The following is a 15,561-nucleotide window of genomic DNA, read 5'->3' as shown; positions in this document are numbered from 1 at the left end:
TTCATTTTGGGGGCTGAGCCGGACACGGCCCGCGCTCTTCGTCCAGGTCTTTTTGTTTCTTAACTTACGGGTAATGATTCGTTCAAACGGATTCACTTAGTTTGCAGCCTTTTCCATACTCCTTTTATAACTATGACTAAACCTTTGACCTTTTTTATTCTGCTGCTGGTTACACTGACGGGTTTTGCCCAAACCAGCCGTACCCCTGCACAGAGCTATCAGCTGGTTACCGGAAATTCAATTGTCCAGTCCAAAAACTGGTATTTGCTCACACTTTTCGAATCGCTCCCGGAGGTGAAAAGCTTGCTTGAAAAGGACAGTGAACTGGCCGGGGTGGCAGGTTTAAAATATAAAAATCTTGAAGCCTCCGAGACAGAATGCAAAGGCGATTTTCTTTGCTACACGGGTAAAATGAAGTTTTCCGCCGAGGAAATCAATACGGTAGGGGCAAGGCTCGAAGCGCTTTACAGCGACAACAACGCATTGGGGAAACTGGTGAAACAGCACCTTGTTCCCTCCGGAACCTATATTTTATTGAAAGAGGAAAGTGATAAAACATTGTTGCGGAAAGCCTGGGAGCAGGATGCAAGGGGCATTAACCATACTATTGAGGTGTACGCGGAAGGCAAGAAGCCTAACTATCCGGCCATTGATTCCATTGAATTTAAAACTACCGCTAAAAGTTACCCGGTGCTGGTCTACGACGTGACAGAAACCGTGCGCCAGGAAAAGAAAAGTACAAAACTTTTTTTTGGCCCGTCGATGCATTATGCGCTCCGATTTTTGGAAGTAAATGAAAGACACGAGGCTGCCGACTATGAGCCGATGGTTTCAACAGTCAACAAAGCAGCTTTCGAACGCGTGAAGAAAATCGATTGGAGCAAATTCAAATACACATTGATCCTCGTACCCGGCGCCGGCCCGGATACCTATGACCGTGCATTGAGCGAGGGGGGTATATTGCGTTGCCGTGTGGCCGCATTGAGATATTTCGAAGGATTAGCGCCCTACATTCTGGTTTCGGGAGGGAGGGTACATCCTTTCAAGACGAAATATAGCGAAGCATTCGAAATGAAGAAGTTTTTGATGGAAACCTTAAAAGTGCCCGAAAACGTGATCATCATGGACCCTCATGCGCGCCATACGACTACCAATATGCGCAATGGCGTGAGGCTGCTTTACCGTTACGGCATGCCCGTGGAGAAGCCCTGCCTCGTTTCTACGATGCGTTCGCAAAGCTATTCGATTACCAGTGATGCTTTTGTGAACCGATGTATGCGCGAAATCAACCATGTTCCTTATAAGTTGGGTAAGCGGCTCAGTGAAACGGATTTCGAATTTTACCCGGTGCTGGACGCATTGCACATTGACGCCGATGAACCGCTCGATCCCTAAATATCAATCGTTACTAACCTTGCCGCCCGAATACTGCTTAAAGAGCCAGCCGAACTCCCAATTCAGCGACAGCTTGACCCAATGCGTCAGGTACTGGTTTCTTGTCATTGAATAGAACTCCGTCGAGCTTACGACCTCCTTTTGAGGCCGGTACGAGCCAAAGGGGCTTACCGTCGTGAGCATAATCGAGAGCTTGCGTGCGGGAAGCTCTTTTTTGGCCGAAAACTATATTCCGTTTGGTTCACCTTCTCCGGTTTCAGCGATGCCGAAGGGCTTGTGATCACCTCCGCGGCTTTGATAGACCCCGCAGGCATCCTAATTAAGTGCATCGGCTGCAGTCCAAATAAGTTTGACGTACTGGTGCCCCGCTACACGACACGATTCCCCCTACGCCGGCGCCGGTTCGACCTCTGATCTGTACGGTTGAGCATACGGCGGATTTCAAACCCAGTGTGTTATAAAGAAATTTGGTCTATCAATTCAAAGAATTAGCCAATGAGACCATTACTACTAGCCATGACATTTCTTTTCGCTACCCACCTTCACGCGCAGGAGGGCATGCAAACCATCCGCGGGACTGTGCGCGATGAAGTTTCCAAATCACCGGTAATCGGGGCATCCATACTTTTGGTTCGGGAGGCGGGGGCAAGCCCGTTGGGCGCCGTTACTGATGTACGGGGCGATTTCAGCATTGCGGGCGTGCCCGTGGGCCGCCAGTCGTTTCAGGTTACAATGGTTGGATATGAGTCGCAGCGTCTGTCCGGCATCGTCGTTACGGCGGGTAAGGAAGTAGTTTTGAACGTAACCATGACCGAGGCCGTGCAGAATTTGAACGAGGTGGTGGTTACCGCCGACCGCAAGAACGATAAGTCCAAAACCAACAATGAACTATCGCTGGTGAGCGGCCGGTCGTTCAATGTGGATGATACCAAACGGTATGCCGGTGCATTGGGCGATCCGTCGCGGATGGCTGCCAACTTTGCTGGAGTAGTGTCGGGCGATGATTCGCGCAACGATATCGTGGTCCGCGGTAACTCGCCGTCGGGCACCCTTTGGCAGCTGGAAGGACTCAATATCCCCAATCCCAACCATTTTGGCTCATTTGCCGCCACTGGCGGGCCCGTGAGCATGCTGAACAACAACGTGCTCGGCAAGTCCGACTTTCTCACTGGTGCCTTTCCCGCGCAGTATGGAAATGCCCTCGCGGCGGTATTTGACCTCCAATTGCGTGAAGGCAATAATCAGAAACATGAACTGATGGGGCAGGTAGGTTTCAATGGTTTTGAACTGGGTGCAGAAGGGCCGTTTTCAAAGAATTCCAAAGCATCGTTTCTTTTGAATTACCGGTATTCGACACTGGGTCTGTTCAAAGCGCTCGGATTGCAGTTCGGAACGGGAACGGCCATTCCCGATTACCAGGACCTGAACTTTAAAGTGGCCGTGCCGACCGGAAGCAAAGGAAAACTGACGCTTTTTGGCATAACAGGAAGCAGCGACGTGAATTTTCTCGGAAATGAGGTGGATACGACGCTCACCAACATGTATGGTGCCGAAAACACCAACACCCGGGTGAAATACGGAACAAACATTTTTGGCTTGGCTTATGAACACAATTTGACCCCTAAAACTTTCGCGAAACTCACCCTCGGCATGAGCACGACGCGCGAGCGGTTCAGCGGCGATTCCATCAGCAATCCGGCGCGGGAGGCCTTCCTGAGCGGCGAGGCGAAATACAACACCTCCAAATATTCCGCGGTGTTGAATGTAAGGCATAAAATGAATGCAAAAAGCAGCCTGTATGGAGGTGTTACTGTGGATTTGCTTGATTTTGATCTGTACAGCCGCTCGATTTACCAGGGCGGGAAGATCGACACCGTTCGGGCAAATGTGAGCGGGGAAAAAACGGTGCTCACGCAGGCTTACGCGCAATGGAAATACCGGCTTTCGCAGAAGCTGATTTTTACAACAGGCCTCCATTTCCAGCATTATAACCTCAACAACAATGTCGCCATAGAGCCCAGGGCTGGTTTGCAGTATGCCTTCGGTAAGGGGCAATCGGTGAGCGTCGGGTACGGGCTGAATAGCCAGGCACAGAATATTTACACCTATTTTGTACAAACGCCCGGCGAATCCGGGCCGGTGCGGACCAACAAGGAACTGGGTTTTACCAAAAGCCATCAGTTCGTATTAAGTTATCAGAACCGGCTGACGGAAAACCTGTTACTGAAAATCGAGCCGTATTATCAGCAACTGTTCAATGTGCCGGTCGAGCAGCGGACTTCCACTTACTCGGCTTTGAATACGGGCTCCGCTTTCGGCCCGTCGGATCGCGACAGCCTGGTGAATGCGGGCACAGGGCGCAACCTGGGCGTGGAGGTCACTTTGGAAAGGTATTTCAACAAAGGCTATTACTTCCTGCTTACAACTTCGCTGTTCGATTCGAAATACAAAGGCAGCGACAAAGTCTGGCGCAACACCGCCTTTAATACCAGATATGTCCTGAATGTGCTCGGAGGGAAGGAGTTCCGGATTGGGAACAGCAACGTCCTGAGCGCCAATATCAAGACCTCGCTCGTTGGCGGCAAATACATTACTCCGCTGAACCTGGCAGCGTCGAGGGCCAGGGGGTCGGCGATTTACGACGAAAACCGCGCTTATTCGCTCCGGCAGAGCGCCTATTTCAGGACCGACATCCGCTTTTCGTACCGCCGCGAAATGCGCCGGAGCACCATGGAGTTTTCGATGGATTTGCAGAATGTGACAGCCCGTAAAAACATTTTTCAGCAGACCTATAACCCGCGGACCAACGAGCTGGCGAACCAGTACCAGCAGCCGTTTTTTCCGGTACCTTATTTCCGGTATACATTTTAATTGAAATTTGGCGGGTAATCCAGTAGTTTGCCCGCCGATATTCACTTGCGATGAAAGAAAAGGCTTATACGCTCAATGACAGGAAGTGGCGGATCATCGGTATCCCGCTTATGGGAATGGCCATTGCTTTGATGATCAATTTCGACGAGTTCCTGAAACTGAGCCGGCATTTCTTCATCAGTGCGCTTTTTTCTACATTGCTCACGCTCACATTCTGGGAGGGCAACCGGTACATTATCATCTGGATGCGCCGGATTTTTCCCGAATATGGCCAAACCGGCAGGCGGGTGGCGGCCGAGGCAGTACTGGCGGTGATCTATGTGCTCCTGGTGTCGCTGCTGCTCGACGAGCTCTATTACAAACCGGTTTACCACATGAGCGTGCTCGCAATCAGTTTCAGGATCAGCATTGTGCCCACGGTGATCGTTTATCTGGTGTACGAAGCGGTTTATTTTTTTGATGCCTGGAAAATGAATGTACGGAAAACAGAAGCGCTGATGCGAGAAAATGTGCAATCGCAGCTGGAAGTACTCAAAAATCAGCTCGACCCGCATTTCCTGTTTAACAGCATGAACACCCTGGCGGCGCTGATCGATGATGAGAATACGGCCGCACAGGACTACCTGGAAAAGTTGTCGGACGTTTACCGGTACGTGCTGGTGAGCCGCAATAAAAACACGGTGGTGCTGAGCGAAGAAATTGCGTTTGTGGATGCTTATGTGTATTTGAATAAAATCCGTTTCAGGGAAAATTTGCAAGTCGAAAAGCGGCTTTCAACGTCCATATTGGCACAGCATGTTACGCCGTTGAGCCTGCAAATGCTGATTGAGAATGCGATTAAACATAATGTGGCCTCTCGTGAGAATCCTTTGCAGATCGTGATCCGCGAGACAAATGATGGATATCTGGTGGTCGAGAACAATATTTCAGAGAAGACCATCCTTGAAAAATCGACGCGCGTTGGTTTACAGAACATTATCAACCGGTACAGCCTCCTGACCGACCGGGAAGTGAAAATAACCCGCAAGGAGGGGCGGTTTACCGTAAAGATCCCGCTGCTGGGGCAGTTGGCCGAATAAATGACGACACCAGGGCGGGAGCCGCCTGATTACTATGAAAATACTGATCATTGAAGACGAATACCCGGCGGCTGAAAGGCTGGAAAAGCTTATCAAAAAGCTTGATCCTCGTACGGATGTGTGCGCGGTGCTGGAAAGCGTCGAGGCTGGCCGGAAATGGTTCGCGAAGGCCGAGCCTGTGGACCTTATTTTTTCCGATATCCAGCTGGCCGATGGCCTGAGTTTCCAGATTTTCGAGGAGTTTCCCGCGCACAGTCCCATCATTTTCACGACCTCCTACGACGAATACGCGATCAAGGCATTCCGTGTCAAAAGCATCGATTATCTTCTCAAACCGATCAAGGCGCCCGAACTGGCGGACGCGATCCGTAAGTATGAAAATATCCGGGAAGATTTTTCACCCAAGGCGTATGCAAGAAAGGTGGAAACGCTGCTCGATAGCCTGGAAATGACTAAAAGGCCTTTCAAAACACGGTTTCTTGTCAAAAATGGAGAACAGCTGATCCCTGTCAATCAGGAGCATGTCGCTTATTTTTACACAGCCAATGAAATGGCATGCCTCGTTGCTACCGACGGCCGCCAATATCTGGTGGACTACAAGCTGGAAGAACTGGAATCACTGGTTGACCCGCTTAATTTTTTCCGGCTCAACCGCCAGTTTATCGCACGGATCGACGCCATTCAGAAGATCCACACCTATTTCAATGGCAAACTTAAAATAGAACTGCGCCCGCAGACTTCTCAGGAAGTGGTTGTTAGTCGGGATAAGGCCCCTGCGTTCAAGGCATGGCTTGAAACATAGGGAATAGTGTTTATGTGTAACTCATTCGAGAGGTCTGGTAGACTAAATTATAGACGGCGGGAATGGCATTGTTTTGTATCCGCTTTTTTACCTTTGTCTAAAATCAACCCTCAAATATCGGTTTTCCAGTGAAGCAGGGGTAAATCGACGGACTTACACATGATGAAAATTCCTTTCCGCACCTTATCCAGGGCATTTTTTGTCTGGACCATCCTGCTGGTAGTCATATTGGGATCATTCGTTTTCATGCTTTTGCTGACGCGCGGCAAATCGCAGACGATCCGCGAGAACATCCAGGAGCTCCGCAAGGATATGAATGGTTATCAAAAGATCGATACCTGTATTTCGCTCCTATATGTAGCCGAGAACAACAGCCGGCTTTTTATCATTACCCAGGATTCCGCCTATCTGACAGCATTTACGGGCCAGCTTCAGACTGTTGCCAATATCCTTACCGAATTTGAAACCGAGCGAGCCCACCAGCCGTCGGCGTTGTCGGGGCTTATGGAGAGCAAGCGGGAAAGCAATGACGAATTTATCCGGATGAAAATCCTGGTTGACAGCCTTTTTGCCATCTCGATACAGCGCAGCGAGCAAATCCAGCAGGAGCAATCCAAACCCAAATCGACACCCATACGTGTAAAAAAGACTTCCAAAGTCGATTCGGTCGTGTCCGAGGAGACCCAAAAGAAGAAACGCGGGCTTTTCAAAAGGCTGGCCGATGCCATTACCAACAAGCGCGACGACGAGGTTACCAAGGAAAAAACGAAGGTGATCATCCAGCGGGATTCGCTCATCATGCCTTACCAGCTGGCACGGGAGCTCGATCTCACCAGATACGACGAATACGACCGGGTGAAAAAGCAATTGAACGAGGCGGAGCAAAGATTGTTATATCTGAATGGAGAGCTGTTTGCCAGTCTGCAATTAACCCTTAAATCGCTGAAAGCGGCCGAAGAGGAAAAAGCCAGAAAGTTCAGGCGCGTGCTGCTGACGGAAACCTCCGACAAGTTTGAAGAAGTGAACCACCTTTTCTGGGCGGGTGGGCTTCTGGTGTTGCTGATGACGGTCATTATCATTCGCAATCTCGTCAAACTGTATCGCAACGACGTTACTATCGTCAAGTATGCTGCGCTGGCAACCGAAGCTGCGAGAAACAAGGGGGAATTCCTTGCGCAGGTTACGCACGAGATCAGGACGCCGCTCAATGCGATCATCGGATTTTCTCAGCTCATGGACTCCGACCGCCTTGATGGCCAAATGAAGGAAAGCGTCGAAGCCATTCAAAGTTCTTCACGGATTTTGCTGACACTTGTAAACGATCTGCTGGATTTCTCCAAACTGGAACGGGGTAAACTGACGCTGCAATTCCAAGCTTTCAAGCCAGTTGAGCTGGTCAGCGAGGTAGTGGCATTGATGAGCGTTCTTGCGGATGAAAAGCATATTGAAGTTGTGTCCAAAATCGATGTCGGGCAGCAGGTATACCTCCTGGGCGACGAGGTCCGTATTAAACAGGTGTTGATCAATCTGCTCAGTAACGCGATCAAGTTTACACCGGCGCACGGTAAAGTGCTGGTGGATGCCGGCCTGGAAAATATCGACGGGCAAAAGAAATGTCTGAAAATCAGGGTTAAAGACTCGGGAATTGGTATTGCACAAGAGCATTTGCGGGAGATTTTTGAAGATTTCAGCCAGATCGACGGCGCTTCTGTCGGAAAACAGGGAACAGGGCTCGGTTTGGCGATATGCAAGCGGATCGTAGAATTGCACGGAGGCAAAATATCGGTCGAAAGTGTATTGGGAAAAGGGTCGGAGTTTAAGGTGGCTATTCCTATGCAGGTAGCCGAAAAAGCGAAGCTCGTCAAGAACCCGTCTCCGGCAGTCGTGCAAGTCCCATTACAGGGTAAAAAGGTGCTCGTGGCCGACGATACCAAACTGAACTTGGTATTGATGAGCAGGTTACTGGAAAAACACGGGCTGGCCTACGACCTTGTCGGCTCAGGTGACGACGCACTCGAGCTGTTCGAGAAGCAGCCGTACGATCTGGTGATTACCGATATTCATATGCCCGGCATGGACGGCTCCGAACTGACCAGGCAAATCCGCAGTAACGCCAACCCGCTGAAAGCATCCACACCTGTAATAGGCTTCACCGGCGATCTGTCCGACCGCGACAAGGACTTTTACGCGGGCCTGGGCATTAATGGCGTACTAGGCAAGCCATTCTCGGAGAAAGAGTTTTTGCAGGTACTGGGGCAAGTTTTCAGCGGGCGTAGGCAAAACAACTAGTCGTTAACGGATTTCAATCTGGCTCCAATAGGGGAGTGAATACTGACTTTCCCCGAGCACCATCATGGCGTCGTACCGACCAGGCGGCATGTCGGTGGGAATGCGGTATGCCCCGATGTATAACCGTATCGAGTGATCGGCGTATGTCGGGTCTTCCTTGACCCGGGCCTTCAGGATGGTGATTTTCTCGTTTTTCCTTAGTGCCAGGTCCGGTATTTTTTTGGTTTTGTCGAAAGGCTGCGAAGCATGGTCGGCGATGATAGGAAAGGGATTTGCGAGCAGCTGCGACCCGCGGATGAGGGTAATTGGATCGGACCGGAATTGCAGATAGGTTTTCTGGTCCTCGGACTCTTCCACCCACATCTGGCCGATTGCTCGCGCCAAAGTGTCGCGCGCGATGACGAGCGGTGCATTGCCGATCAATTGTGTTCCTTCATAAAAGCTTAACAGATATTGATCATCCGGCAATGATGAAGGGAATTGCGTTTGCAGACCCGAGATTCCGATTGTTTTAAGAGGAAGTTTAACAGGCGAAGCTAACCTGCCATTTTGCAATGCGACCGAATAGGTGTTTGAATGCAGGAAAATCCCACCGTAAAAGTCAGTAGGCATCCCTTTTTTAAAAACCCGGAAAAGACGATCGGCATAATAGAAGTGAACCGTCACCGGACCTCTTCCAAGTTTTTGCATTTGTGGAAACTGGAAGGTCTTATCGCCGTATTGAAGGCCAACAATAGAGCCATCAACGTCCATTAACGAAAAGACATCCTCGAAAGAAATAGTCCCCAAATCCCAATTTCCCTGTATGTCGATATTTTTGGCGGTGTTTTTAATAAATGGGACCACTTTTGTGACTTCATTGGGCGCTTCAGGAATAGAGCCAATGCCTGACTTTAGGACGATTGTTCCCGCGCCGCGTGCATTAGTCGGACTACTTGGAGTAAGTACAATATCGGAAGTAAGTTCTGCGCTGAGCGGCCCCTCGTGCTTTACAAACACAGCGTATGTTTTGGTATGTGCCCCGGAGCCGCTTTTTTTGGAAAGCGTAAAATGCTCCGGCGGCGATCCTCTGAAATGATATTTAACATGGCCAGGCGAAAAAAGCGGCCGCCAGGGATGTAGCTCTAAAGCGGCATCCTCGCTGATGCCTAGTTCGATGTCGATCACATCACCCTTAAATTGTTCAGGAAGTATGATCTGGATTTGGTTTGCGGTGGTATCAATACTCACTTTCCGTGCGCCTGCAACCTTTACGGATGTGAGAAATGGATTCCCTTTCAATACCTTTTCAGGGTTAAGTTCTTTCTCTTTGTTACAGCCCAGAAATAAAACGAGACCTAAAAGCGACAGAAACAGGCAAGTTTTTTTCATGTTAAAAGGTCAAATGAATTAAGTGTTGACATGATAATTCACCGGATCTCAATCTGGCTCCAATACGGCATGGATACATTGTTTTCTTTCGAAATAAACCGTGCTTCATATTTACCGGAGGGCGCGTTCGTGGGCACTTTGAAAACTCCGTAATAAACGTAAACACTACCATCGCCGTAGCACCAGTCGGCTTTCACGGATGGCTGGATACGCAGCGTTTCACTGCCCGACTTCAATTCCAACGTCGGAAGTGGTTTGTTTGGGTCTATCGGCTTGCCATATTGTGCATCCATGATGACAGGGAACGGGATGGCGTAAAATGTCTGACCTTTATTAAGCACCGTCTTTTTCGCATAACCTCCCAGAAGCATCTGCATCGTAGGGCACTCCGCAAAATCGATCCATACGCTCCCTACCGAGGCTTTCACCGAATCAGAAGCAACAGGTTCGGTCGACTTTCCGATAAGCGTGCTTCCTTCGTAAACCTGAGCGAGGTATTGGTCATCGGGCAGGTCATTGGGCAGTTTAAAGGTCAGCGTGCTATAATCAGCAAAAGTGGCCTCGAATTTTCGCGGCTGAGGCATGCGGTCGTTGGAGAGTTCGATCTGATAACGGTTTTCAGGAAGGAAAAGGCCACCTTGAATTTGCATGGTTTTGCCTTTGGTAATCGTTTTGAAAAGCTTCCTGTTCCAATCCACCTGCCCGATAACGCCCGACCGCTGAATGCGCTTGATTTCGGGAAAAACGAACTTTTCGCTGCCATACGAAATGCTCAGCTTCAGATTCTCCGATTTTAGAAATTTGGCACATTCTTCTATCGAAATATAGTGTAGATCGGAAGAAGCCGTCCCATCCTTAGTTAGCCCTTTTGCCGGATCGGACAGGGTCGACGATAGATTTAATGGCGAAATCGGTGTTTCGGGAATAGTGCCGATACCGGACAGGAACTTAAACTCCGCATTAACCGAAATCTCGCTGGCCGATGGAAAAAATACGGGCGCTATCAGCAACTGGGCTGTGAGAGGTCCCTCATGTTTCACAAAAACCGTATATAGCTTCTCATTGGACTGGTTCTTTTTGCCTACTTTAAACGTCAACGGGGAACTCCCGATGTAGGGATAGCTGATTTGGTTGGCCTGAACCAGTAAACTATCCGCAAATACGCTTAACTCGCTGGTTTTCGGCAGGTCGAACTTCATATCCAGCCTATTGCCTGTAAAAGTCTCCGGCAGTATTATCTGTATGACCCCTTTGCCGGTGTCGAGCTGCACTTCCCGGGCACCACTCACAGTCAAAGACTTTAAAAAGGAATCGTCCACCGGCACTACCTGAGGGTCGATATCTTTGTCTTTTTTACAACTCCCTAAAAAGCAGATAACGAGCACTTGCAGGTAAAAGCAGACTTTTTTCATGGCGTGTAACCTGTTGATAGTAAGTAATGTCGAGAGTTATTTATTTGAAAATTTATGAAATATATTTTTATAATCATTCAGTTACTTAAATTAAAAACCTGCACCAGTTAAATCCGGCTGCTAAGACGCTTTTTACTTGAACATGAATCATTAAAGAACTCAATTAGCATGGCAAAAACAGACTTCAAATCCGTGGACGAATATCAGGATACGTTCCGGGGAGAAAAAAAGGAGCGGCTGGCGGCGATTCGGAAAACCATCCGGGAAGCAGTGCCGGAGGCGGAAGAAGTGATCAGTTACCAGATCCCGGCATACAAGCATTTTGGTTTTCTGATTTATTATTCGGCTGCGACCAACCACATTTCGTTGTCCTATCCTTACAGCCAGGCACTGCTGGACGAGTTCAAAACGGAACTGTCGAAATATAAGATGAGTAAATCGGCACTCCAGTTGCCTGATAAGGAACCGCTGCCGCTCGACCTTATCAAACGCATTGTCGAGTACCGGGCAAAGGAAAATGAACTGGCAGAGGCTTCCAAGCCTCTCAAAAACAAAAAGAAGTGAGACATTCCGCCTGGTATGATCTTTTTCAGTATCACAGCTAAGCAGCGTCAGTTTTCCGGCGATGGGTGGCGAGTACTTTTGGATGAACTATCAAGACCTCATCCAGAATATGATGCCGCATACTTTTCATATACCCGTCCTCGGACTGGGATACTCTATCGATACACCCATTAAAGTTGCCAAATACGGCATTTCCTCAGTCGCATCCATCGTCGACGACGAGCTGATCGAGCGCATGCGCGTACATTATGCCCGCCAGCGTGGCGAGGACCATACGCCCATTACCAAATCCGAGCACGACTACCGCAGTCGCAGGATCACTGCATATCTCGACCTGATGCACCGTATTGTAACGGAAGAATTTGAAGACTTGAAAACCCAGCCCTTCGGCACCGGCAGTGATATCGATCGCTATTTCAGTCTGTTACCGGAGACTTCGGAGCTGAAACACCGGTATGAAGCAATGCTTGCCATGCCCGACAACGCGGAGAAAACGGCTGAATCTTCGGCGCTGCGGGCGCTCATCGTGCCAGGCAGCATTGATGTGAATATTATGTCGAAGGTGGATAAAATGAATTCGGATGCCGAGGGGAACCCGCTCGATGACATTCATACGGACGCGCTGGCGGCGCTTCGCGGTTTCGCATTGAGTAAGTTGTCGTCATCGATCATTCTCTCGGCAGGAATGAACCCGCATTTATACAGCTATCTCGAAGCTTTTACAGATTTTTTCCCGGATTCGGAAGGTAATTTCCGTAAAAAAGTGATCCTCAAAGTAAGCGATTACCGCTCGGCATTGATACAGGCGAAGTTCCTGGCCAAGAAAGGCATTTGGATCTCCGAATTTCGCATCGAATCGGGGCTTAACTGTGGAGGTCATGCATTTGCCACGGAGGGAAATTTACTCGGACCGGTTCTGGAAGAATTCAAAAACCGCCGTGATGAAATGCTGACCGAGTTGCTGGCCCTTTACGAGTCAGCGCTGGACAGCAGGGGCATCGCGCTCATGCGGGTGCCTCGCGTGCGTATATCCGTGCAAGGCGGCATCGGTACCGCGGCCGAAAATGCATTTTTGCTGGAACATTACGGCATTGAAGCTACGGGATGGGGGAGTCCGTTTCTGCTGGTTCCGGAGGTTACCAACGTCGATGAGACAACGTTGAACGAACTCGCGACGGCCGATAGCGACGCTTATTATGTAAGCGATTCATCTCCTTTAGGCGTTCTCTTCAACAATTTCAGGAACAGCACTGCCGAAAAACAACGGCTCGAACGCATAGCGAAAGGGCGCCCTGGTAGCCCATGCCATAAGCGTTACCTCGTTTCGAACACCGAATTCACCAAAGATCCCATCTGCACGGCTTCCAGGCAATACCAGCAATTGAAGATCAAACAACTGAAAGCGCTCGATCCGCAGCCGGCTGACCTTCAAATGCAGATAGATGCGGTTACCGAAAAGCTTTGCCTTTGCGACGGGCTGAGCACAGCGGCGCTCATCAGAAACCATTTGATCAAGCCGCGGGAAAACAGTGCAGTGGCCATTTGTCCGGGGCCAAACCTGGCGTGGTTTTCGGGCACCTATTCCCTGGATGAAATGGTGGGGCATATCTATGGAAAAATAGACCTGCTGTCCAAAAATCTGCGCCCCAACATGTTTATCAATGAGCTCAACCTGTATGTGGATTATCTCAAAAAAGACATTGAGCGGCACACGACGGCGCTGAGCGATAAGAAGGCAAAGTACTTCTCAAAATTCCGGTCGAACCTGCTCGAAGGGATCAGTTATTACAAAAAGCTGATCCCGGAAATAACGAACCAGACGGTGGCTTACCGGCAGGAGATGATGGTGCAGTTGGAGGCACTTGAGGGGAAGCTTTCATAGCTTGTCCGTCTTATCCAGATCCCCTGAATGGAAGAGATTAATGGCTGGCTCATAATCCAAATGAGACTTTCGCAGCAAAATGGACGCATATACGGTCAGTTCTGATCTGAGAAGATTACCATTCTCATCGATCTTCAAGTCCTTGACCATGACCTGTCTGTCGTGTTTTTCGATAGACAGGTCATGGATCAGACTGAACCATCTGTTGAATTTTGCATGCCGCTTGTGACCCTTTCCATCGTGCGGATCGCAATAGTATATAATAATTGCGTCGTTCTCTGCCAGGAAATTGGCCAGGATATCCAGCACAGTATTTCTCAGCCGGATATCCTGGCCCATGGATGGTTTATCCGTTTCGATCAGGAAACTATAAACTTTCTCTATCTCGGGATTATTGGGAAACCATCTTGGATCTTTGGATAGATGCACGGTAACCGCGACATCCTGGAATGTCGTGAATCGGTAGAGTTCGCCGAATTGAAGGTAGGGATAGATTTCAACCAAATTTAATTCCTAATGAATCAAATTCCTCTTTTGACATTTCACCTCTATGATAGGCCCGTATATCTCTGTGTGTCTGCATCATCCTGGCAATCAGGATTTCCAGGGTCAGTTTCTCAGGGCGGTCTTCTACACTGGCTGCCTCGGCAGCTTCTGGCGCTTCGATTGGTTTTGCCTGTTCCATAGTTTGATAGATTTTGAATGAACTTCTAAATCAAAACTAGGGAAAGAAAATGGGCTATTGCGACCCAAAGCCCACGGATGAATAAACGGTATGAAAAATGATTTGAATGGACGGTTTGGGTTATCCTTAGGTGCTAATTCCGCATCCGCGCCAACTTCTCGTATTCAAGAACCGTGATCTGGCTGCCTTTCATATCCACCAATCGCTCATCTTTGAAATCCGATAAAGTCCGTATCACGGTTTCGGTGGCGGTACCTACCATCGAGGCGATGTCTTCGCGGGTAACAGCCATTGTAAACGGTTTGGAGCGGTCTTCCTGGTAACGTTGCACCAGCATTACCAGCGCCTGGGCCACCCGTTTCCGCACCGAGTTGTAAGCCAGTTGCAGCAGCCGCTCTTCGCGATCTTTTACCTCGTTGGAAAGCATACGGATAAATTTCGACGCCACTTCACGATTGCCTTGAAGCAGAGCGAAAAAGTCGTCTTTCGGGATCATGGCCACTTCCGACGTCTCCAATGCGATGGCAGTCTCTTCATAAGGAGCACCTTGAAGCAGGTCGAGGTAACCAAAAAATTCTCCCTCTTTCAAAAGATCGGTAATGTATTCTTTGCCGTTCTCATTCGATTTATATGCCTTAACCTTCCCTTTTTGCAGAAAAAATACATGGGAAGGAAAGCTGCCTTCGGTATAGATCGTCTCCTTTTTTCTCAAAACCTTTACCTTTTTGTCCTCGGCGAGCTTTACGATCGGATCGAATGCCTGTGCTTCCCGGATAAACTGGTCGAAGCCGTCGGCCGAGCGCTCAAACTGCTTTTTGAGCCGGTCGCTTTTTTTCAGGCGCATTTCAACCGCATTGAGCAGCTCCACGTCGTCGTATGGTTTGGTGAGGTAGTCGTCGGCACCCATGGTCATACCCTTGCGGTAGTCTTCCTTCTCTGCTTTGGCGGTAAGGAAAATAAATGGAATGGAGGCCGTACGTTCATCTTTACCCAGCATATGCAACACGCCATAACCATCCAGTTCGGGCATCATGATGTCGCAGATGATCAGGTCGGGGAGGTGGGCGGCGGCTTGCTGCACGCCTTCTTTGCCATTCCGGGCGGTAGTCACCTCGTAGTTGGCCAGTTCGAGGATCTCGGACGTATTTTCCCGCATTTCGGGATTATCTTCTATTAAAAGTATTTTTCTAGCTTCCAAGTTGGATACTGTT

Annotated in this window: 13 protein-coding genes; 7 read left to right on the top strand and 6 right to left on the bottom strand. The window is 49.2% G+C overall.

Annotated features, from left to right (window positions below):
* Nucleotides 1–132: 132 nt before the first annotated feature.
* A complete protein-coding gene (locus AAHB90_RS23375; protein ID WP_342087664.1) occupies nt 133–1,395 on the top strand; it encodes a YdcF family protein in 1,263 nt (420 codons plus the stop codon).
* A 3-nt stretch (nt 1,396–1,398) separates the two neighbouring features.
* Here the strand turns inward: AAHB90_RS23375 and AAHB90_RS23370 are convergent, their stop codons facing one another.
* Nucleotides 1,399–1,578: a hypothetical protein gene (locus AAHB90_RS23370; protein ID WP_342087663.1), complete on the bottom strand. Its 180-nt coding sequence runs from the start codon at nt 1,576–1,578 to the stop codon at nt 1,399–1,401.
* 312 nt (nt 1,579–1,890) lie between these two features.
* On the opposite strand from AAHB90_RS23370, the gene AAHB90_RS23365 reads away from it, so the two are divergent.
* From AAHB90_RS23365 to AAHB90_RS23350, 4 genes are all read left to right on the top strand, one after another.
* Entirely contained in the window at nt 1,891–4,266 is a 2,376-nt protein-coding gene (locus AAHB90_RS23365; RefSeq protein WP_342087662.1) for a TonB-dependent receptor, read from the top strand.
* Between the two features lie 50 nt (nt 4,267–4,316).
* Nucleotides 4,317–5,345, top strand: coding sequence for a sensor histidine kinase (locus AAHB90_RS23360; protein ID WP_342087661.1), 1,029 nt, complete (start codon nt 4,317–4,319; stop codon nt 5,343–5,345).
* A gap of 34 nt (nt 5,346–5,379) precedes the next feature.
* Complete coding sequence (locus AAHB90_RS23355; RefSeq protein WP_342087660.1) at nt 5,380–6,147, top strand: LytR/AlgR family response regulator transcription factor; 768 nt, start codon at nt 5,380–5,382, stop codon at nt 6,145–6,147.
* A 159-nt stretch (nt 6,148–6,306) separates the two neighbouring features.
* Complete coding sequence (locus tag AAHB90_RS23350) at nt 6,307–8,436, top strand: ATP-binding protein (protein ID WP_342087659.1); 2,130 nt, start codon at nt 6,307–6,309, stop codon at nt 8,434–8,436.
* A 3-nt stretch (nt 8,437–8,439) separates the two neighbouring features.
* Here the strand turns inward: AAHB90_RS23350 and AAHB90_RS23345 are convergent, their stop codons facing one another.
* Both AAHB90_RS23345 and AAHB90_RS23340 read right to left on the bottom strand, forming a co-directional pair.
* Complete coding sequence (locus AAHB90_RS23345) at nt 8,440–9,807, bottom strand: hypothetical protein (protein WP_342087658.1); 1,368 nt, start codon at nt 9,805–9,807, stop codon at nt 8,440–8,442.
* A 38-nt stretch (nt 9,808–9,845) separates the two neighbouring features.
* A complete protein-coding gene (locus AAHB90_RS23340; RefSeq protein WP_342087657.1) occupies nt 9,846–11,219 on the bottom strand; it encodes a hypothetical protein in 1,374 nt (457 codons plus the stop codon).
* A 168-nt stretch (nt 11,220–11,387) separates the two neighbouring features.
* Here AAHB90_RS23340 and AAHB90_RS23335 point away from each other — a divergent pair, with 168 nt between their 5' ends.
* Together AAHB90_RS23335 and AAHB90_RS23330 are read left to right on the top strand one after the other, a co-directional pair.
* Nucleotides 11,388–11,783 carry an iron chaperone gene (locus AAHB90_RS23335; protein WP_342087656.1) on the top strand — a complete coding sequence of 132 codons (396 nt, stop codon included), beginning with the start codon at nt 11,388–11,390 and terminating at the stop codon, nt 11,781–11,783.
* 82 nt (nt 11,784–11,865) lie between these two features.
* A complete protein-coding gene (locus AAHB90_RS23330) occupies nt 11,866–13,665 on the top strand; it encodes a hypothetical protein (RefSeq protein WP_342087655.1) in 1,800 nt (599 codons plus the stop codon).
* On the opposite strand, the gene AAHB90_RS23325 is transcribed toward AAHB90_RS23330, so the two are convergent.
* The 3 genes from AAHB90_RS23325 to AAHB90_RS23315 all read right to left on the bottom strand — a co-directional run bounded on the left by AAHB90_RS23325 (nt 13,660) and on the right by AAHB90_RS23315 (nt 15,548).
* On the bottom strand, nt 13,660–14,169 hold the full coding sequence (locus AAHB90_RS23325) for a DUF6169 family protein (protein ID WP_342087654.1): 510 nt from the start codon (nt 14,167–14,169) through the stop codon (nt 13,660–13,662). The two genes, AAHB90_RS23330 and AAHB90_RS23325, sit on opposite strands and share 6 nt — an antisense overlap.
* Nucleotides 14,162–14,350 carry a hypothetical protein gene (locus AAHB90_RS23320; RefSeq protein WP_342087653.1) on the bottom strand — a complete coding sequence of 63 codons (189 nt, stop codon included), beginning with the start codon at nt 14,348–14,350 and terminating at the stop codon, nt 14,162–14,164. The genes AAHB90_RS23325 and AAHB90_RS23320 overlap by 8 nt, the downstream gene beginning before the upstream one ends.
* Before the next feature lie 133 nt (nt 14,351–14,483).
* The gene (locus AAHB90_RS23315) at nt 14,484–15,548 is read right to left on the bottom strand and encodes a response regulator (protein ID WP_342087652.1); all 1,065 of its coding nucleotides are present in this window, start codon (nt 15,546–15,548) and stop codon (nt 14,484–14,486) included.
* Nucleotides 15,549–15,561: the final 13 nt, after the last annotated feature.

The sequence above is a fragment of the Dyadobacter sp. OTU695 genome (assembly GCF_038440355.1).
GTDB lineage: Bacteria > Bacteroidota > Bacteroidia > Cytophagales > Spirosomataceae > Dyadobacter.
This window is presented reverse-complemented; position numbering and strand designations above follow the sequence as displayed.